The organism is Streptomyces davaonensis JCM 4913 (genome assembly GCF_000349325.1).
In the GTDB taxonomy this organism is placed as follows: domain Bacteria; phylum Actinomycetota; class Actinomycetes; order Streptomycetales; family Streptomycetaceae; genus Streptomyces; species Streptomyces davaonensis.
In genome coordinates this window covers 5,160,548-5,178,912 of the sequence record NC_020504.1, presented here as the reverse complement: position 1 = coordinate 5,178,912, position 18,365 = coordinate 5,160,548, and the positions used below count along the sequence as shown (strand labels likewise).

At 71.1% G+C, this 18,365-nt stretch carries 16 protein-coding genes and 2 tRNA genes; 7 read left to right on the top strand and 11 right to left on the bottom strand.

Annotation, left to right across the window (positions count from 1 at the left end):
• Positions 1 to 399: 399 nt before the first annotated feature.
• The 4 genes from BN159_RS22845 to BN159_RS22830 all read right to left on the bottom strand — a co-directional run bounded on the left by BN159_RS22845 (position 400) and on the right by BN159_RS22830 (position 2,807).
• Entirely contained in the window at positions 400 to 1,080 is a 681-nt protein-coding gene (locus BN159_RS22845) for a hypothetical protein (RefSeq protein WP_015659368.1), read from the bottom strand.
• Positions 1,081 to 1,160: 80 nt separating this feature from the next.
• Positions 1,161 to 1,233, bottom strand: a tRNA-Arg gene (locus tag BN159_RS22840).
• Between the two features lie 133 nt (positions 1,234 to 1,366).
• Positions 1,367 to 2,539, bottom strand: coding sequence for an RCC1 domain-containing protein (locus BN159_RS22835; RefSeq protein ID WP_015659367.1), 1,173 nt, complete (start codon positions 2,537 to 2,539; stop codon positions 1,367 to 1,369).
• Positions 2,540 to 2,713: 174 nt separating this feature from the next.
• A tRNA-Ser gene (locus tag BN159_RS22830) sits at positions 2,714 to 2,807 on the bottom strand.
• A 169-nt stretch (positions 2,808 to 2,976) separates the two neighbouring features.
• On the opposite strand from BN159_RS22830, the gene BN159_RS22825 reads away from it, so the two are divergent.
• Positions 2,977 to 3,429, top strand: a complete 453-nt coding sequence (locus BN159_RS22825; protein ID WP_231905642.1) for an SSI family serine proteinase inhibitor — start codon at positions 2,977 to 2,979, stop codon at positions 3,427 to 3,429.
• Positions 3,430 to 3,650: 221 nt separating this feature from the next.
• Positions 3,651 to 7,721, top strand: a complete 4,071-nt coding sequence (locus BN159_RS22820; RefSeq protein ID WP_015659365.1) for a hybrid sensor histidine kinase/response regulator — start codon at positions 3,651 to 3,653, stop codon at positions 7,719 to 7,721.
• 75 nt (positions 7,722 to 7,796) lie between these two features.
• Here the strand turns inward: BN159_RS22820 and BN159_RS22815 are convergent, their stop codons facing one another.
• From BN159_RS22815 to BN159_RS22790, 6 genes are all read right to left on the bottom strand, one after another.
• Complete coding sequence (locus BN159_RS22815; RefSeq protein ID WP_015659364.1) at positions 7,797 to 9,452, bottom strand: long-chain fatty acid--CoA ligase; 1,656 nt, start codon at positions 9,450 to 9,452, stop codon at positions 7,797 to 7,799.
• Between the two features lie 129 nt (positions 9,453 to 9,581).
• A complete protein-coding gene (locus BN159_RS22810) occupies positions 9,582 to 10,163 on the bottom strand; it encodes a SigE family RNA polymerase sigma factor (RefSeq protein WP_041819672.1) in 582 nt (193 codons plus the stop codon).
• 169 nt (positions 10,164 to 10,332) lie between these two features.
• Positions 10,333 to 11,478, bottom strand: coding sequence for a lipid-transfer protein (locus BN159_RS22805; protein WP_015659362.1), 1,146 nt, complete (start codon positions 11,476 to 11,478; stop codon positions 10,333 to 10,335).
• Complete coding sequence (locus BN159_RS22800) at positions 11,475 to 11,864, bottom strand: MaoC family dehydratase (RefSeq protein WP_015659361.1); 390 nt, start codon at positions 11,862 to 11,864, stop codon at positions 11,475 to 11,477. Before BN159_RS22800 ends, BN159_RS22805 begins: the two co-directional genes overlap by 4 nt.
• Entirely contained in the window at positions 11,861 to 12,754 is an 894-nt protein-coding gene (locus BN159_RS22795; RefSeq protein ID WP_015659360.1) for a bifunctional MaoC family dehydratase N-terminal/OB-fold nucleic acid binding domain-containing protein, read from the bottom strand. The genes BN159_RS22800 and BN159_RS22795 overlap by 4 nt, the downstream gene beginning before the upstream one ends.
• Positions 12,755 to 12,934: 180 nt before the next feature.
• Positions 12,935 to 13,261, bottom strand: coding sequence for a hypothetical protein (locus BN159_RS22790; RefSeq protein WP_015659359.1), 327 nt, complete (start codon positions 13,259 to 13,261; stop codon positions 12,935 to 12,937).
• A 367-nt stretch (positions 13,262 to 13,628) separates the two neighbouring features.
• On the opposite strand from BN159_RS22790, the gene BN159_RS22785 reads away from it, so the two are divergent.
• Positions 13,629 to 14,543 (top strand): bifunctional DNA primase/polymerase, encoded by a 915-nt coding sequence (locus BN159_RS22785; RefSeq protein ID WP_015659358.1) that lies wholly within the window; start codon positions 13,629 to 13,631, stop codon positions 14,541 to 14,543.
• Between the two features lie 44 nt (positions 14,544 to 14,587).
• Positions 14,588 to 15,028: a hypothetical protein gene (locus BN159_RS22780; RefSeq protein WP_015659357.1), complete on the top strand. Its 441-nt coding sequence runs from the start codon at positions 14,588 to 14,590 to the stop codon at positions 15,026 to 15,028.
• Between the two features lie 201 nt (positions 15,029 to 15,229).
• Here the strand turns inward: BN159_RS22780 and BN159_RS42920 are convergent, their stop codons facing one another.
• Entirely contained in the window at positions 15,230 to 16,582 is a 1,353-nt protein-coding gene (locus tag BN159_RS42920) for a hypothetical protein (protein ID WP_015659356.1), read from the bottom strand.
• A gap of 124 nt (positions 16,583 to 16,706) precedes the next feature.
• Here BN159_RS42920 and BN159_RS22770 point away from each other — a divergent pair, with 124 nt between their 5' ends.
• The 3 genes from BN159_RS22770 to BN159_RS47135 all read left to right on the top strand — a co-directional run bounded on the left by BN159_RS22770 (position 16,707) and on the right by BN159_RS47135 (position 18,288).
• Positions 16,707 to 17,075: a hypothetical protein gene (locus tag BN159_RS22770; protein WP_231905641.1), complete on the top strand. Its 369-nt coding sequence runs from the start codon at positions 16,707 to 16,709 to the stop codon at positions 17,073 to 17,075.
• A gap of 11 nt (positions 17,076 to 17,086) precedes the next feature.
• Entirely contained in the window at positions 17,087 to 17,743 is a 657-nt protein-coding gene (locus BN159_RS22765; protein ID WP_015659354.1) for a DUF6461 domain-containing protein, read from the top strand.
• A gap of 92 nt (positions 17,744 to 17,835) precedes the next feature.
• A complete protein-coding gene (locus BN159_RS47135) occupies positions 17,836 to 18,288 on the top strand; it encodes a hypothetical protein (protein ID WP_231905640.1) in 453 nt (150 codons plus the stop codon).
• Positions 18,289 to 18,365: the final 77 nt, after the last annotated feature.

Below are 18,365 nucleotides of genomic sequence, written 5' to 3'. Positions count from 1 at the left end.
GCGTCCTTCGCCCGGTTCGTGGTGTGCGGGGGCGGCGTAGGACTGGTCTCCGGCGCAACAGTGCCCCTCCTGGCGTACTCGATGCCCTGGGCGCTGGCCAACGCGCTGATCACCGTGGCCTCCACCCTCCTCTGCACCGAGCTGCACGCACTGTTCACCTTCGGCACCGGCAACCGCCCCGGACTGCGCCGCCACCTCCAGTCGGCGGGTTCGGCGGCGGTGGCCTACGGCATGACGTCAGCCGCGATCCTGATCCTGCACCTGCTGCACCCGTCCCCCACGCTCCTGTGGGAACAGACGGTCTACCTCTCCGCCTCCGGCCTCGCCGGAGTGGGCCGCTTCCTGGTGCTGAGGCTGTTCGTGTTCAGGGCGGAGCAGCCGGTCGAGGATGCGCCGCTCCTACCCCTCGGCGACGGCCAACGAGTAGTCCACCTCGGTCGTGAAGTCCCCCGACCGACCCCGGATTTCGAGTGTGTGAAAGCCCGGCGCCAGCGCGGGCAACTGCACCCACAGCCCGCACCCCGTCGCCGAGAAGGTCCCGGCCTCCCCCGTCACGGGGTTGCCCTCCCCACCGGTGACCGTGACCGGCTCCCCTGCGTAGCGATCCGCCTCGACCGCCTTGCCGTCGAGCAGGGCGGACCCCTCGGCCTCACTCATGAAGTCCGCGCAGTCCGCCTCCGTGGCGACCAGGTTCACCAGCGGAAAGGCGACCGGCACCCCTGCCGGAACCGGACACGACCGCTCGACCTTCGTCCCGAAGGTGCCCGCCAGGAACCAGACGTCGTCCGCCTGGTTGACATCACACGCACCCCCGTCCGGATCGGCAACGGGATTGGTCCCCTCGGGCTCGGTGGCAGCCCAGCTCCACCAACGGCTCTGAAGATCACCGGAGGCGAGCGGCACGGCGGCGGCAGGGGACTTCTCCGCCGTAGGGGACGCGCTGGGCGATGCCGTACGGGATCCCTTACCGGTGCCCTCACCGGATGAGGAGTCGTCCCCCGCCCCACCACCGCACCCAGCGACAACGACGGCCCCTGCTACGGCGGCCATGGCGAACCCAACAGCTTTGCGACCCTTCATGGGTCTTCCCCCCGATCGTGGACACGGCACCCACACGACAAAGCCCCTCCGGATTGCTTCCGGAGGGGCTTTGCTCACTGTGCACTCGGCAGGATTCGAACCTGCAACCTTCTGATCCGTAGTCAGATGCTCTATCCGTTAAGCTACGAGTGCTTGTTTTGTTTTCCTGCCGGTCCCGGTCCTTTCGGCCCGCTCGCGGCGACAGGAAGAACATTACATGACTGCCGCCGCCATGTGAAATCCGTTAGGCGCACCCCTTGTGAGCTGCGGAAACGGGCGAGATGCGCTACTTCGGGAGCAGGATCGCGTGGTGGCCCGAGACGTCCAGGGCCGGGGCGGGGAGTGGGATTCGTACCGGCCGGGCGGTGCCCTGGCTCAGCGGTATGCCTGACCCCCAGGCCCACAACCCGCCCTCGGTGTCGATGGCGTACCCCGTGAGGCCGGTTGCGGAAATGCGGCGGATCTTGGGGAGGCCGGTCACGCGGGTCGGGTTCGCGGAGACGTGGTCCGTGGTGTCGCCGTCGCCCAGCGCGCCGCCCGCGCCACGGCCCCATGCCCGGACCGTGCCGTCGCGGTCCAGGGCGTACGCCACGTCCGAGCCGCCGACCACCTGCTCGATGTTCTTCAGGCCCTCCACCTGAAGCGGGCGGGCGGACTGGCCGCCGGTCGGGGCGACGCCCAGGAGGCCGTGCACGTTGCTGCCCCACGCGCACACCTTTCCGTCCGCCTTCAGCGCCACCACGGCCCCGCCCGCCGAGGACACGTCGACGACGCCCTCGACGTCGGGGATCGTTCCGATGCGGGTGCCGTCGCGGTCGCCCAAGACGTCGGTGAGGTTGATCCCCCAGCCGAGGATCCGGCCGTCCGAGCGCAGTGCGAAGGCGTTGAGGAGGCCCGGGCCCATCGCGACCACGTTCTCGGCGCGGGACACCCGCTCGGGGACGGTCACCCCGTCGTATCCCTCCCGCTTGCCTCCCTTGACCAGGAACCGGTCCGAACCCCACGCCGTCACGGTGCCGTCCCGCAGGACGACGTAGAACGTCGGTCCGCTGCTGTACACCGCGTGTGCCGGGCCGCCGATCCCCGTGACCTGGCTCGGCTCGGCCTCGTACACCCGCTCCTGGGAGCCCCGTCCCAGCGAGCCGCTGACATTGGTGCCGTAGGACCACACGGTGCCGTCGGCGCGTACGGCCACGGTGGTGTGGCCGCTGTCCGCGATCGAGACGACGTCGGTCAGGCCCGGCACCGGGCCGGCCGTGAAGCTGCCGGCCGGGGCGTTGTAGGGCGCCTGCCACGCCCACGCGGTGCCCGGCGGCAGCTCCCGCTGCGTCGGGCGTGCGGCGGGTCCCTCGGGGCATCCCGGTGCGAACATCACCGCGCGGTCCGCCTTGCTGCACCCGGCCAGCGTGAGAACGGCGGCACCGGCGAGCAATACGCGCAGCCAGGACTTCGCAGTCATACGACACTCCCGTCGAACGTCGAAAGGAACCTGCCGTACACCTTCGCGTCGCTGCTTCGGCCGGATAAGCGCGTGTCTGCTCAGAAGCACTGAGTACGCGTGCTCAGGTGCTCCGAAAACCTCCGAAAACGACTCAGGGAGTTCAGCTGATGTCAGCTGAACTCCCTGATCGGATGGCGGAGGCGGAGGGATTTGAACCCTCGATGGGCTTTAAGGCCCAAACCGCATTAGCAGTGCGGCGCCATAGACCGGACTAGGCGACGCCTCCAGCACAGCCGCTCGCGCGAGCGCGAGTGGTGCGTGCCGATGATGACACAGTCGAGCGCGGTGTCACCAATCGCCCCCTACGGTACTAGGCAGCCGGGGTGCGGGGCAAAGCCCTTGTCGCTGGTGGGGCGGGCGCGCAACGTCCCTGTACGCGGGGCGTTAGTCAGGTCATGTCGAAGGTCATGCCGCGGGGCTCCCGCACTCGCCCCTTGGGCCGCTTCCTCCTCGTCGTCGGCGTCACGGCCGGATCAGTCGCCGCCGCCCTTCCCAGTGCCGCCCGCGGTGGTGACCACCTCACCGTCACCGTCCGCGGTGCCGGGGGCGGGACGGACGGGCGGTACGAGCTGTACTGCCACCCCGGCGCCGGCGCCCACCCCGATGTCGCCGGGGCCTGCGCCGCCCTGGACCGCGGGGCCCGCTGGGGCAAGGACGCCTTCGCGCCCGTACCGGACGGCAGTGTCTGCACCATGCAGTACGGCGGTCCCGCCACCGCGTATGTCACCGGGACCTGGGCCGGGCGGCCCGTGGACGCGCGGTTCGACCGGGGTGACGGGTGCGAGATCGCCCGGTGGGACCGGCTCGTGCCCGTACTGCCCGATCTGCGGCCCGAGGGCCGTGCCTGACTCAACGGGTCCGTAAGAGTCCCGCGAAGGTATGGCGAAGCGAAGGGACAGTGGGAGGACGCGGTCATACGTTCTGGGTCACTTCGTCGTGCGACCTCCCTCTCATCCGGCGCCGCCGTCACAACCCCAGCCCGTAGACTCCCTCGCGTGACACGTCGCGGGCCGGTTGGCAAGATGGCCCGAGCGGTCGGCAAGGTGCGGTAACAGGAGGGAAGCGTCTCGTGAGCAGCAGGCCATCCCGAGGCGCTGCTCGCCTCGCAGCCATACTGGACGCGCTTCCCGATGCGTTGGTGCTGGTCAACGCCAATGGGACCGTCGTCAACGCCAACACCATCGCGCTGGAGGCCTTCGAGGCCCCCGGGACGGCTCTGGTGGGGCGCGGGCTGCTCGATCTGCTGCCGCAGTTCGACTCCAAGCTGATCCCGGGATCCATGCGGCGTCCCGACCACATGGATCCCGCGGGGCGGACCAAGCCGACCCGGATGATGGCGCGGCGGACCGACGGCAGCGAGTTCCCGGTCGAGGTCACCTCCGCGAATCTGGAGAACGGCCAGCAGGCCTACGACGGTTACGGCTACGCCAGCGACGAGCTGCTGATGCTCGTCGTGCGCGACCTCTCCGGGACCATCGACACCGAGGCCGAGCTGGCCCGTTCGCAGCGGCAGACCGAGATGATCCTGCGGGCCGCCGCCGAGGGCGTCGTGGGGACCGATACGGACGGGCGGATCGTGCTCGTCAATCCGGCCGCCGCTCAGATACTGGGCTACCGGGCCAGCGACCTCGGCGGGCGTGAGCTGCACGACCTCGTCCTGCATTCCCGGCCCGACGGCACGCCCTTCCCGTACGAGGAGTCCCCGCTCGCCGACACCCTGCGCTCCGGGCGCAAGCACCGGGTGCGCGGGCAGGTGCTGTTCGCCAAGAGCGGCGATCAGGTGCCGGTCGACCTGACCACCGCGCCGGTGCGCGACGGCGACCAGCTCGTCGGCGCCGTGATGACCTTCACCGACCGGCGGCCCTACGACGCCCTCGCCGAGGAGAAGGCCGCCGCCGACAAGCGGCACGAGGACGAACTGGAGCGGCTCTCCGAGGAGCACGCCTCCGAGCTGACCGCGCTGCGTCAGAAGCATGTGGGCGAGGTCGAGGAGCTCCAGGAGCGGCACGCGGAGGAACTCGCCGCGAACGAGGAGCGGTACGCCGCGCTCGGCGAGCGGGAGAAGGACCGGTTCGAGGCCCTCGCCGGGCGGCACGAGCAGCTGCTGACGCTGCTCGGGACGTCCCTGCGCGGCCCCCTGGACGAACTCCGCCGCGAGCTCGCCGCGCTGGCCGCTGACGACGCCGGTCAGCTGTGGCCCGAGGCCAACCAGGTGCTGCATCACCTCTCGGCCGGCTACTCCCGGATCACCACGCTCATCGACAACGTCCTCGGCTATCAGCGGCTGGACACGGGCGGCGAGCAGATCACCCGGACGAAAGTGATGCTGGACGCGGTCGTCGCGGCCGGTGTCGACGGGGCCGTCGAGCTGATCGGTCCCGGTCGGGTGCAGTTCGCCGTGCACGCGCCGCCCATCGAGGCCGAGGTCGACACCCGGCTGCTGGCGACCGCGCTGGCGCATCTGGTCGCCGATGTCGCGGGCGTCGACGCGACCGGCAACACGCCCGTCTCGGCGGGCGGCTACCTGGACAACACGGTCGTCGTGGCGGCGGCGCAGCGCGGCGAGGTCGTACGCATCGAGGTGCGCGGGCCGTACGCCGGGGGCGACCCGGTGCACGAGCCGATCGTGCGCGGGATCGTGCGCGCCCACGGCGGTGTGCTCCAGACGCACGAGGTGCCGGGGATGAGCGGCAGCGCGTTCGTGCTGGAGGTGCCGATCGGCGGTGGCGCCGGGGCGGTTCCCGCCGCCGAGATCGTCGTGGCCGCGGACCGGGCATCGGCCCCCGCCGAGCAGCCGACGACCGGTGGCGGCGGGCGGCGGCGGGCCCGGCGGTCCTCCGTGGACGCCTTCCTGGAGAGCGAGGTCGCCGCGAAGTCCGGCGAGGGCGAGGCCCCGAGCGAGTCCGCGCCCACCGGGCGGCGCCGGCGGCGCGCGGCGGAGAGTTCGGACAGTGCGGAAACCGCGGCACCGGCACCGGCACCGGTTCCGGCCCAGGCTCAGGCCCCGGCCCTGGCTCCGGCCTCGGGCGAGCTGCCGAGCGGTACGGGGCGGCGGCGCGGGCGTCCGGCGGAGGTCGCCGGTGCGGAGGTCGCCGTGGTGAACCCCGGTGCCGAGCTCGCGCCGGCGAACGCCGGTGACGGGGTGGCCGAGGGTGCCGTCGTGATGGCCGGCGAGCATGCCGCGGGCACCGCGGCCGTGGGGACCGGTCTGGGCGGTACCGTGCCGCCGCAGGGCGTCCCGGCGCCGGGCGGACGGCGGGCCCGACGGGACTCAGGCGAGCAGCACGCGCTGCCTCCGGCGCTGCCCGCGGCCGGGGCGCCGGGGCCGGTTCCGGCTCAGATGGCTCAGTTGGCCCCGACGGCCCAGACGGCTCCGGGCGCGGGCTCCGGCTCGGACGAGGACGGTCAGCCGACGGGGCGGCGCCGCCGTGCGCTGGCGGCCGCCAATGAGCGGGCGGCCGCGCAGGAGGCGGGTCCGCGTACGGTGTTCGCGCTGCCGCCGGCCGAGGCGGACCGCGCGGAGACGCAGGCTCCGGTGGCGATGAGCGTCGGCCAGGTGCCCGCCCAGGTTCCGGCCCCCGCCGCGGAGGTTCCCGTCGCGCAGGTTCCCGTCACCGACGACGGGCGGCATGACGCCGTACCGCACGACCACGCCGACGACCACACCCCTCCGCAGCCGCATCCGACGAGCGCGCCGACCGGGCGTCGGCGGCGGGCCGTCGCCCCGCCCGCGCAGGGGCAGCCGGAGCAGGAGGCGGCAGCCGCCCAGCAGGCGCAGGCCCCCGTGGCCGCCCCCCTCCCCGCCGAGGCCGCCGCTCCCCAGCAGTGGCCGACCGCGGACGACGGCACCCCCGGCGCGGGCACGGCCGTGCCCGCGCAGGTCGCGCAGGGCACCCCCGCTACCGGTACTCCGCTGCCCCCCGAGTCCGCCGCACCCCGGGTCGCTCAGCCGCTGCCCGCCGAGGCCGCCGCGCCCGTGGATCCGAACTCCACGCAGGGGCGGGCGATCAGTGTGCGGACGCTCGGACAGGGCGTGCCGTTCACCCGGCAGGCGGTGCAGGTGCAGCAGCAGTCGGCGACGCCGCCCCCGCACCAGACGACCAGTGGGGGCAAGCGCCGCAAGCTGGGCACGCGCCCGGATCCGGCGGGCGCCGCGCAGCCGGAGCAGTCGGCGCGGCCCCATCCGCAAGCCGAGCAGCCGCAGCCGTCCCTCGCCGGACAGCCGCAACCCCAGCCTCAGCCCCAGCCGTCCCTCGCCGGGCAGGCCCGGCTCGCGCAGGCCACCGAGGGCACGGGACGGTCGTACGCCATAGGCGCGCCCGACGAGAACGCCGCCGAGGGTCCGGAGCCGTTGGACGGTCCGGGCGGGGCGGTCGAGGTGTCGGACGCCCCGCGGCCGCAGCCGATGGACGACGAGCTGCCACCGGAGCCGCTGGACAACCCGCGGCGGCTACTGGTGTGGCCCGCGCCGGATGTGACCACCCAGCAGGCGCTCAGCGACCGTGGCTACCGGCCCGTCATCGTGCACTCGCGCGAGGAGGTCGACGCGCAGATCGCCGCGTTCCCGGCGGCGCTGTTCGTGGACCCGCTGACCGGCCCGATCACCCGTACCGCGCTCCAGTCGCTGCGGCAGGCCGCGGTGGCCGCCGAGGTGCCGGTGATGGTGACGGCGGGGCTCGGACAGGCCTCGCGGGAGGCGGCCTACGGCGCCGACCCCGCCGTACTGCTGAAGGCGCTGGCGCCCCGGGACAGTGAGCAGCATCCGCCGCGGGTGCTGCTGATCGAGGAGCACGCGGAGATCGCGCTGGCGCTGACCGCGACGCTGGAGCGGCGTGGGATGCAGGTGGCGCGGGCCGCGAGCGACACCGACGCGGTGACGCTGGCGGGGCAGTTCCGGCCGAACCTGGTGGTGATGGACCTGATGCAGGTGCACCGCCGGCAGGCCGGGATCATCGACTGGCTGCGCGCGAACGGCCGGCTCAACCGCACCCCGTTGGTCGTGTACACGGCCGCCGTCGACCAGGCCGATCTGCCGCGCCTCGCGTCGGGCGAGACGGTGCTGTTCCTCGCGGAGCGCTCGACGAGCGGCGAGGTGCAGAGCCGGATCGTGGATCTGCTGTCGCGGATCGGCACCAACTAGCCGAGCACAATCGGCACCAACTACCGAGCACAAGGGAAGGGCCCCCGGCCGATGCCGGGGGCCCTTCCGCGCGGGTCAGATCCGGGTGACGTCCAGCCCGCCCTCCGCGTACTGCCTGCGCAGCACCTTCTTGTCGAACTTGCCGACGCTGGTCTTCGGGACCGCCTCGATGACCGTCCAGCGCTCCGGGAGCTGCCACTTGGCGATGCCCGCCTGGTCGGCGAGGAAGGTGCGCAGGGCGGCGAAGTCGGCCGTGGCGCCCTCCTTCAGGACCACCGTGGCCAGCGGGCGCTCGCCCCACTTGTCGTCGGGGACGGCGACGACGGCGGCCTCGGCGACCTCCGGGTGGGACATCAGGGCGTTCTCCAGCTCCACCGAGGAGATCCACTCGCCGCCGGACTTGATGACGTCCTTGGCCCGGTCGGTGAGGGTCAGGAAGCCGTCCGGGCTGATGGTGCCGACGTCGCCGGTCTTCAGCCAGCCGTCCTCGCTGAACTTGTCGTCGGGGCGCAGGGGTTCGCCGTCGGGGCCGTTGTAGTAGGCGCCGGCGATCCACGGGCCGCGGACCTCCAGCTCGCCCGCCGACTCGCCGTCCCAGGGCAGGCGCTCGCCGCCGGGGCCGGAGAGGCGGGCCTCCACCGAGGCGGGGAAGCGGCCCTGGGTCAGGCGGTAGCCGAACTCCGCGTCGGTGCCGACCGCGTGGGCCGGGGGACGGGCGATCGTGCCGAGCGGGGAGGTCTCCGTCATGCCCCAGGCGTGGCAGACCCGCATGCCGAGCCGGTCGAAGGCCTGCATCAGGGAGGGCGGACAGGCCGAGCCGCCGATGGTGACCTGGCCGAGCGAGGAGACCTCGCGGGGGTTGGCGGTCAGCTCGCCGAGCAGGCCCTGCCAGATGGTCGGGACCGCGGCGGCGTGGGTCGGCTTCTCGCGCTCGATCATCTCGGCCAGCGGCGCGGGCTGGAGGAAGCGGTCCGGCATCAGCATGTTGACGCCGGTCATGAAGGTGGCGTGCGGCAGGCCCCAGGCGTTGACGTGGAACTGCGGGACCACGACCAGGGAGGTGTCCTGGTCGGTCAGGCCCATCGACTGGGTCATGTTGACCTGCATGGAGTGCAGGTAGATGGAGCGGTGGCTGTAGACGACGCCCTTGGGGTCGCCGGTGGTGCCGGAGGTGTAGCACATGGCGGCGGCGGAGCGCTCGTCCAGCTCGGGCCAGTCGTACGCGATCGGCTTGCCCTCGATCAGGTCCTCGTACTCGTGCACACGCACGTCCGCGGCGGCCAGCAGGCCGCGGTCGCCGGGGCCGGAGACGACCACGTGCTCGACCGTCTTGAGGTGCGGGAGCAGCGGGGCCAGCAGCGGCAGCAGGGAGCCGTTGGCGATGACGACGCGGTCGGCGGCGTGGTTGACGATCCAGGCGAGCTGCTCGGGGGGCAGCCGGAGGTTGAGGGTGTGCAGGACCGCGCCCATGGAGGGGATCGCGAAGTAGGCCTCGACGTGCTCGGCGTTGTTCCACATCAGGGTCGCGACGCGCTCGTCGGCCGCCACGCCCAGGTCGTCCCGCAGCGCGTGCGCCAGCTGGGCCGCGCGGGCGCCGATCTCGGCGAAGGAGCGGCGGTCCGGTTCCGCCTCGCCGGTCCAGGTGGTCACCTGTGAGGTGCCGTGGATGGTGGACCCGTGGGTCAGGATCCTGGAGATCAACAGCGGTACGTCCTGCATGGTGCTCAGCACGGCGGTCCTCCCGGGGCGGCATTGCCTACGCGGTGGTAACGGTTGCGCAGATTCTGCGCGCATACCGCGCGGTATGTCACTAGGGGAGGGCGATCGATCAGGTCACGTTGTGCTGAACCGCGGCAGCCGCTACCGGGCCGGAGCCAGCTCCGGGTCCTCGCGCAGCTTGCCGAGCGCCCGGGACACCGCCGACTTCACGGTGCCGATGGAGACGCCGAGCACCTCGGCCGTCTGCGCCTCGCTGAGGTCCTCGTAGTACCTGAGGACGACCATCGCCCGCTGGCGGGCCGGCAGTTTCATGATCGCCCGCCACATCGCGTCGCGCAGCGCCTGCTGCTCGGCCGGGTCGGATCCGCTCGGGCAGGGCTCGGGCTCGGGCAGTTCGTCGGTCGCGAACTCGTCGACCTTGCGTTTGCGCCACTGCGAGGTGCGGGTGTTCACCAGCGCCCGGCGCACATACCCGTCGAGCGCGCGATGGTCCTCGATGCGCTCCCAGGCCACATAGGTCTTGGTGAGCGCGGTCTGGAGCAGATCCTCCGCGTCGCACGGGTTCGAGGTCAGCGACCTGGCGGTACGCAGCAGCACCGGCTGGCGGGCCCTCACGTACGACGAGAACGACGGGTACGGAAGGGTCTGCGCCCTGGATGCGTGCGGTGCGTGCGCCCTGGGTGCCGCGGCCTTCGAAGCGCTGGTGCAGACGGGTGTGGTCATGGCTCCACGCTAGGAGCGGGCACCACTGTCACTCATCGGCCGGAGGTCCCGAAGCCGAGTCCGCCTCAGGTTGTAGGGGTGGGGGTGGCTCCACCTCCTGAGGGTGGACGGCGGCCCGGGGCGTACTGCGGGTTTACCCCTGCGGGTCATACGGCCGCAGCCCTGCGGGTCATCCGTCGGCAGTCAGGACCAGTCCTGATGTCGGCACCCCCGTCCCCGCCGTGACCAGCGCGCTCGCCGCGCCGGACACCTGGTTGACGGCGGTTCCACGGATCTGGCGTACGCCCTCGGCGATGCCGTTCATCCCATGGAGGTACGCCTCGCCGAGCTGCCCGCCGTGGGTGTTCAGGGGCAGCCGGTCCGCCGCCACGAACTCCGCCGCCTCGCCCCGCCCGCAGAAGCCGTACTCCTCCAGTTGCATGAGCACGAACGGGGTGAAGTGGTCGTAGAGGATGCCCACGTCGATGTCGGCGGGCCCGAGTCCGCTCGTCCGCCACAGTTGCCGGGCCACGACCGCCGACTCGGGCAGGCCGGTGAGGTCGCCGGTGTGGAAGCCGGTCATCTGCTCCTGGCCGCGTCCGGCGCCCTGGGCGGCCGCCGCGATCACCGCGGGCGGGCCGGGCAGATCGCGGGCCCGGTTCAGGGACGTGACGACGATCGCCTGGCCGCCGTCCGTCTCCTGGCAGCAGTCCAGCAGCCGCAGCGGTTCGGCGATCCAGCGGGAGGCGGCGTGATCGGCGAGGGTGATGGGACGGCCGTGGAACCAGGCGGCCGGGTTGGTCGCCGCGTGCCGGCGGGCCGTGACGGCGACGGGTCCGAAGGCCGCCTCCGGGGTCAGCCCGTAGGTGTGGAGGTAGCGCTGGGCCGCCATCGCCACCCAGGACGCCGGGGTGAGCAGGCCGAACGGCAGCACCCAGCCGAGCGCGGCGCCCTCCGCGGACGGCTCCCGCTGCTGCACCCCCGAGCCGAAGCGGCGGCCCGAACGCTCGTTGAAGGCGCGGTAGCAGACCACGACCTCGGCCGTCCCGGCCGCGACAGCCAGCGCGGCCTGCTGGACGGTCGCACAGGCGGCGCCGCCGCCGTAGTGGACGCGGGAGAAGAAGCTCAGCTCGCCGATCCCGGCCGCCTGGGCGACGGTGATCTCCGGGCTGGTGTCCATGGTGAAGGTGACCATGCCGTCCACGTCGGCGGGCGTCAGCCCCGCGTCGTCCAGCGCCGCCCGCACCGCCTCCACGGCCAGCCGCAGTTCGCTGCGCCCGGAGTCCTTGGAGAACTCGGTGGCCCCGATGCCGGCGATCGCCGTACGGCGGTTCATCGCTCTCCTCCCAGGGTGAGGGTGGCGGTGCCGGTGACGTGCGCGCCGATGGCGTTGGTGCCGACGACGCGCACGGTCGCCGTATCGCCGTCGAGCGCTTCGATCCGGCCGGTCAGCACCATGGTGTCGCCGGGGTAATTGGGGGCGCCGAGGCGGATGGACAGCTTGCGGAGCACGGCCGTGGGCCCGAGACGGTCGGTGAGGTAGCGGCCGACGAGGCCGTTGGTGGTGAGGATGTTCATGAAGATGTCCGGGGAGCCCTTCTCGCGGGCGAGTTCCGGGTCGTGGTGGACGTCCTGGTAGTCGCGCGAGGCGACGGCCCCGGCGACGATCAGGGTGCGGGTGATCGGGACGGTGAGCGGGGCGAGCTCGTCTCCGGTCCTCATGCCTCCGCCCTCCACACGGGAAGGGTCAACTCATCGTCGTACGCGTGGAATTCGACCCGCACGGGCAGCCCGATCCGCACCTTGTCGCAGTCGACCCCGACGATGTTCCCGAGCATCCGCACGCCCTCGGCCAGCTCGATCAGGGCTACGGCGTAGGGGGGATCGAAGGCCGGGAAGGGCGGGTGGTGCATGACGACGTACGAGTACACCGTCCCCTCGCCGCTCGCGGTCACGGTGTCCCAGTCCAGGGAGCCGCAGGCGCCGCACCCGGGCAGCCAGGGGTGCCGGAGGGCGGCGCAGTCGCTACAGCGCTGGATGAGGAGTTCATGGCGGCCGACGCCCTCCCAGAAGCCCGCGTTGTCGCGGTTGACGACGGGGCGGGGGCGTCGGGGTCTGTCGGGCTTCGGGGTGGGGGCGTACTTGAGGATGCGGAAGCGGTGGGTGCCGACGAGGTCGGGGCCGACGCGGAGGTCGGTGCGGGTGGTGACGAAGTGGCCGGTGCCGAGCTTGGTGGTCTTCCGGTCGGAGACGGACTCGATGACGGTGTCGAAGGTGATCTCGTCGCCGGGGCGCAGGGGGCGGAGGTACTCCTGCTCGCAGTCGGTGGCGACGACGGAGGCACAGCCCGCCGCGTCGAGGAGGCCGAGCAGTTCGTCGTACGCCGCGGAGCGTCCGGTGTGGCCGGAGAGGCCGCCCATCGTCCACGCCTGGAGCATGGTGGGCGGGGCGATGGCGTCGGGGCCGGTGTAGGCGGGGTTGGTGTCGCCGAGGGCCTCGCACCAGTGCCGGATCATGGGCAGGTTGACGGGGTCCTTGGCGGTGCCCTCGGTGGCGGCGGCGCGGCCTTCGAAGGCCTTGAGCTGCTCGGTCAGGTCTTCGTCGCGGTGCACGACTGCCTCCCTTCTCAGGATTTCTGACTGTCCGTCAGATGTGATGGGGAGTCAAGATGGCGGCGGGACTGAGAAAACGCCTGCGCGGCGATGCCGTGGCACCGCCGCGCAGACGCGTACACCCCAAAGCACACCGCACGAGAGACCGATCAGGGCCGGTGCCGGTCACCGGCCCTCAGCTCACCACCACAGCGGGGTGAAGTTGACGGCCACGTTGTCGTTCCCCTGGTTGATGGCCGTGAACGCGGAACCGTCGACCTGGGCGGTGTTGCTCTGGTTCGAGGCACCGGAGCCGATCGCCTGCTGCTGGGTCGTGGACGAGTTGCCGTTGTTGTTGCCGCCCACCCCGCTGCCGATGATGCCCTGCCAGGCATTCGTGACGGCCGCGCTCGATCCGTCGTCCGCGATGGCGCCGTTGCCCGCCATCGCGACACCGCTGAAGAGGGCGGCGGCGAGCGGAAGTGCGGAGACGGCGGCGATGACGCGGGCGGTACGGATGCTTGCCATGTTGTTCCTCCAGAACGTGAAGTACGTGAAGCCCGTGAAGCACGGCTCCCCAAGCACATGAACTACGGCTTCCACCAGGGCAGTTGGCCGACCGCCCCGGCACTGTGCACGACGTCGCGAATCCAGAGTTGCCCACCGAATCCCCGGCGAACCACCCCGGAAGCCGCGATTCGCCCTCAAGCGTGATGACAAGTCGATAAACCCCTTTGCGTGACGGAAACGCCCAGGTCGGGGCGGTAAGGGCAGTGCGGCCCAAGTGCCGCAAGAGGTGAAGCGTTCCGGTGAATTTCCGGCCAACCCGCTCCCGCCGGGCGAGTCGCACCGGCCCCCTCTTCCCTTTCTCGAACATACGTACGAACATGGATGCATGGCCACCACCGACCGGCACGACCGGCAGGCCACGACGCTGGCCCTCGCACACGCCCTGTCAGCCGCCGAACGCGGACTGGCCGTCATCCCCCTGTCCCGGACAAAACTCCCGGCCCTGCGCTCGCCCCACCGAGACACCCCTCATCGCGACGCCCCTCTTCGCGACACCCCCGTGGACCCGATCCCCTGCCGCGGCGAATGCGGCCGCTACGGACATGGCGTGTACGACGCCTCGACGGACCCGGCCCGCATCCGGGACCTCTTCGCGGCGGCCCCTTGGGCCACGGGCTACGGAATCGCGTGCGGCCTCCCGCCCCACCACCTGATCGGCATCGACCTCGACACCAAATCCGGTACGGACTCCTCGGCGGCCCTGCGCGAACTGGCGCTGCGCCACCTGTTCACGATCCCCGAAACGGTGGTCGTCCTGACTCCGAGCGGCGGACGCCACCTCTGGCTCAGCGGCCCGCCGGACGTGGTCGTCCCCAACTCGGCCGGCCGCCTGGCCCCCGGCATCGACATCCGGGGCGCCGGCGGCTACCTCGTCGGCCCCGGCTCCCGCACGGACCACGGCGTGTACAGCACGGCCCCGGGCACCGCACACCTGGCCCCCGCGGCCTGCCCGCCCTCTCTGCTCCGCCTGCTGCTCCCACCCCCGCGCGTCGCGCCCCAGAGTCCGGTGCCGGCGTCCGTGGGCGACCACGGCCGGGGCCTGGTCCAGTTCGTCCTCGCCGCGCACGAGGGCCAGCGCAACACCCGCCTGTTCTGGGCGGCTTGCCGGGCCTACGAGGACGGCATCGGCCCCGCGCTGGTGGACCCCCTGGTCGAGGCGGCGCTCAACACGGGCCTGAGCGAGCGAGAGGCGAGGGCGACGATCGCCTCGGCAGCCCGCATGACAGGCCACCACCCCTGAAATTCACAAGCTCCGCCCCGGGGAAGTTCCTTAGGGTGCCGACCATGTCCCTGAGCCGCATAGTCCTCCCCTCCGGCCGCCCGGTAGACCTCATGGAACTCCAGCTCTCCTCCACGTACGGAGGAATGCTGGAGGGCTACCCGTGCGCACTGGTGAACAAGATGAAGATCACGGGCCTGTTGCGCTCAGCCGAAACGGCGTTCCCCTCCGCACCGGTGCATCTGATCCCGCCCGAGCGCGAGTACCCCGACGACGACACCGGCCCGCTCGGCCCCTTCGGCCCGGTGGAGGTGATCCCGAAGGTGGCCTGCATCGGCTACTTCCGTTCCACCGCCGTAGACCCGTCCCTGGACCCGGTCCTGCACATCTCGCGCCTCACGGTGGCCTGGTTCCAGCCGACCCCGGAGACCCCGTCGGGCTCCGTCGAGAACCACCCGTTGCGGGAACTCGCGTGGGAGCAGCTGGCGGAGGACGTCGAGCTCTAGGGCCTGTCGTTTGGATCAGGCCGGCTACGAGAAACAGCGCAGGCCGGCCGACCCGAGCGGGCTCTGGTGCGTGCAGCTGCAAGGCGGAGGAGGGCGGCGACGCGGAGCGTCGGCAACCGACGACAACGCGGCTGGGGGTCCCCCCTCTGGGGGGAGTGCGTGCCAGGGCCCGCAACGCCGGACTGATCCAAACGACAGGCCCTAGTCGGGGAGCTTCGCGGTGAGGTCGAGGGCGTCGGCGAGGTGTCTGGTGACGGAGTCGTCGCCGCGGGTGTCCGGGAAGTTGAAGTAGCAGGAGTGCGCCCAGCCGGGGATGAGCCGCCAGGGCTTGTTCCCTCGCACCGGGACGTCATGGACTCCGCTGCCGAAGAGCCGCCCCAGGGGCCCGCCGAACCAGTCGCCCAGGAATCCGCAGAACGAGGGGATGAACGGGAAGTACAGATTCGTCCAGCGCACGACGGCGAAGGGCGACCAGTCGTTGAGCACGGCCATGCCGTTCCAGCTGAAGGAGAACGGCGTGTCACCGGCCCCGAGCTCCGCCTGCGGAAGGGGCGGGCAGGTGACGAGCTCACGCCGGGCGACCCGCGCCTCGAAGTCACGCTTGTTCTTCGTGTAGAGCCGCTCGGCGAAGCACATGGGCGTGCCGCAGCTGATGAAGTCGGTGATCCGCCACTGGTTTCCCTGGGCCCGAAGATCGCTCCACAGCCCCCACTGCGCCTCGCGGTAGCGGGTCGTCTCGCCGGGGGTAGGGGTCCGGTCCTCCTCCCGCCCCGGCATCGCGTCGGCCGCCGCTTCGAGCGTCGCGAGCGACTGCGAGCCCGGGGCGAGGGCATTCCTGGTCATGCCCCAGAGAGTGGTGATTCCGTCGTAAGCGATGTAGGCGCCCAGACTGTGAGCGACGACGATCACCCGCTGATACCGGGGCCCGCCGCCGATCTCCGCCTGATGAAGCCGCCGCAACAGCTCGACCATCCCCTCGCGGATGTCCCGCCGCACGGCGTACGACCGGGGCGAGGTGTCGAGATAGCGAACGACGTCAACAAAGCTGTTCGTGATGAACGAAGGCCCGAACCGGGTGGCGAGAAAGAGCAGCACCACACCGAAGGTGCCGGTCCCCAGCACGGTGAAGGCGATGTTGAGGAGGTTCTCGACGGCGGACTTCTCCCCGTCGAAGGGAATGTCGAGGACGAGGATTCCCCAGCCCGCCAGCAACAGGAGGACCCAGCTGGCGAGCCAGGCGAACCCGAGCCCCTTCGGCGGCAGGCGGCGGATCAGCTTGAGGAACGTCGGCAGCATGTCCGACATCCGGTTCCCCTGCATCAGATGCGCCCAGTGGTACTCGAAGAACTCCGTCTGCGGACGGTCACCGTCGGCGGGCGCGAGGAACCGACGGGACTCGAACGACTCGGACGCGACGTCCCGCTTGGAGTAGAACTTCCAGGTCCCCGGGCTCACGGGCGGCAGTCCCGCCCGAATGAACTTCGTGAGGGCATCCAAGGGGCGCTGCTCACCCATCCCGTGCACGATCACGACAGCCTGGCGTTGGTTGGCCATGCAGGGTGAATCGGCAACGGAGCGTGCAACCTTGACCGTGTGGGGGAACTTCCTGCCCCTAGCCGATCAGTTGGCCGCCTGTTTTACTTCGCGGATGATTACGGGTGCCTGTGCCTTGGTCGGCATGATGATCGGAACACTGATCGTGGCACGCCGAGCCCGACGGACAGCCACACGGGCCGCGGCGGGGGAAGCGGTCTTCTTCCAGGTCAGCGCCAATCGTCCGAACGAGGGCCGCCGTTACAGCCCGGGCCGGGTGCGATCCGGGGGCCGGTTCCACTGGGAACCCCGCTGGTCCTGGACACGGCTGCGCGAACTCCCGCCGGACCTGCACTACGTCCAGGCCCGCCGCCCGACACTCCGCGAGATGCTGTGGGTCTCGGCCGACGCGCTGGTGATCGAGTGCGAGTCCTCCACAGGACCGGTACGACTGTGCGCCCACGCGGCGCAGGCGGTGCCCGTGGTGGAAATGCTCCGCCGCACAGCTCTGTAGGGTGCGACACCATGACTCCTGACGTGCCTCGGGGCCAGAAGTGCGGCGACGCGGTGAGCTGGGAAGACCTCGTCGCCCGATATGCGCGGGCCGATGCCGACGAGCTCGATGCATACACCTTCTCCGTGATCGCAGGAAAGACGGAGAACGAGGTGATCCGAGCTTTCGGTGGCGATCCGGAAGCGTCGCGCCTGATGACGTTTGCCGAGGCCTCCGACGAGCAAGCAGCCCACATCTACAAGGACTACGAACTGCTTCGTGTCCTCACCGTCGACCGACGTGTCATCACCATGGAGTGCGGCTACCACGGCAGCATCCCGGAGATCGCCAGACGAACGTCCGCTGACGGAGGCGAGTTCTTCAGCGTCTATCGGAGCGTTAACGCCAGGTACCAGGTCATGCACGCCGTCGATGGCCACGTGGACGGCATGTTCGACCCCTTCGAACTCGAGGACGCCGCCTGGATGGAGCCAGAACCGGAGGTCCCCAGCTGGGCAGAGGGAGTCGCCTTCCACATGGAGACCCTGTGCGCCGAATCCTTCGCGCTCATGGAACGCACCATGGGCGTAACCATCGATCCCGGATGGATGGACACAGCACTTCGCACCGTACTGCTCGCCTCACCCTCCGAGCTCTTCGGCCAGTCGGAGGCGGCATGGCTCCCATAGGAGCGGCTCCATTGCTGTCGGTCACCTGGGAAACTCAAACCATGATCCGTTCGCTCCCGAGAGGGTCCCGGCTCGCCGGATGTGCTGTGGTGATGTCGGCGTTTCTGCTCACGTCGTGCACGACATCCGACAGCGGTGAGGACACCACCGCCCCCCGGCCGTCGTCGCCTGCGCCGAGCCCGACCCGAACGACACCGGAGCCATCGGAGCCATCGGAAAAGGACCTGACCGAGCGGGCTCAGGCGGCTATTGCCGCAGTCCGCAGCGGGACGTTGGTCGAAGCCGGAGTGGAACGTGTGAGCGACGGCATCCACACCGAACCCGGGCTGAGCAAGGGCAAGACCTACCGGCTCAACCTGGTCTGCGCCGGCAGCGGCAGTGCGCAAGTGCGGTTCGTGCCAACGCAGGCAGGCACAGCGGCATCAGTTCCTTGCGATGAATCAGTTGTGCAGCAGCGGATCACCGGGGACGAACTGGTTCGGATCAACGTGAACGGAGCCGAGGGATCAACCGGCGTGATCGCTTGGCAGATCGACGCTCTCTGATCCGGAAGACCACGGACATTGTGGTGCTCGCGCTCTGCGAGTTCGGGCGAGCATGCGAACGGCCCCCGACCAAGTGC

Coding starts and splice junctions, on each gene's coding strand:
- BN159_RS22845 (WP_015659368.1), bottom strand. CDS start 1,080: ATGAAGGGTCGCAAAGCTGTTGGGTTCGCCATGGCCGCCGTAGCAGGG.
- BN159_RS22835 (WP_015659367.1), bottom strand. CDS start 2,539: ATGACTGCGAAGTCCTGGCTGCGCGTATTGCTCGCCGGTGCCGCCGTT.
- BN159_RS22825 (WP_231905642.1), top strand. CDS start 2,977: ATGTCGAAGGTCATGCCGCGGGGCTCCCGCACTCGCCCCTTGGGCCGC.
- BN159_RS22810 (WP_041819672.1), bottom strand. CDS start 10,163: ATGACCACACCCGTCTGCACCAGCGCTTCGAAGGCCGCGGCACCCAGG.
- BN159_RS22805 (WP_015659362.1), bottom strand. CDS start 11,478: ATGAACCGCCGTACGGCGATCGCCGGCATCGGGGCCACCGAGTTCTCC.
- BN159_RS22800 (WP_015659361.1), bottom strand. CDS start 11,864: ATGAGGACCGGAGACGAGCTCGCCCCGCTCACCGTCCCGATCACCCGC.
- BN159_RS22790 (WP_015659359.1), bottom strand. CDS start 13,261: ATGGCAAGCATCCGTACCGCCCGCGTCATCGCCGCCGTCTCCGCACTT.
- BN159_RS22785 (WP_015659358.1), top strand. CDS start 13,629: ATGGCCACCACCGACCGGCACGACCGGCAGGCCACGACGCTGGCCCTC.
- BN159_RS22780 (WP_015659357.1), top strand. CDS start 14,588: ATGTCCCTGAGCCGCATAGTCCTCCCCTCCGGCCGCCCGGTAGACCTC.
- BN159_RS42920 (WP_015659356.1), bottom strand. CDS start 16,582: ATGGCCAACCAACGCCAGGCTGTCGTGATCGTGCACGGGATGGGTGAG.
- BN159_RS22770 (WP_231905641.1), top strand. CDS start 16,707: ATGATGATCGGAACACTGATCGTGGCACGCCGAGCCCGACGGACAGCC.
- BN159_RS22765 (WP_015659354.1), top strand. CDS start 17,087: ATGACTCCTGACGTGCCTCGGGGCCAGAAGTGCGGCGACGCGGTGAGC.
- BN159_RS47135 (WP_231905640.1), top strand. CDS start 17,836: ATGTCGGCGTTTCTGCTCACGTCGTGCACGACATCCGACAGCGGTGAG.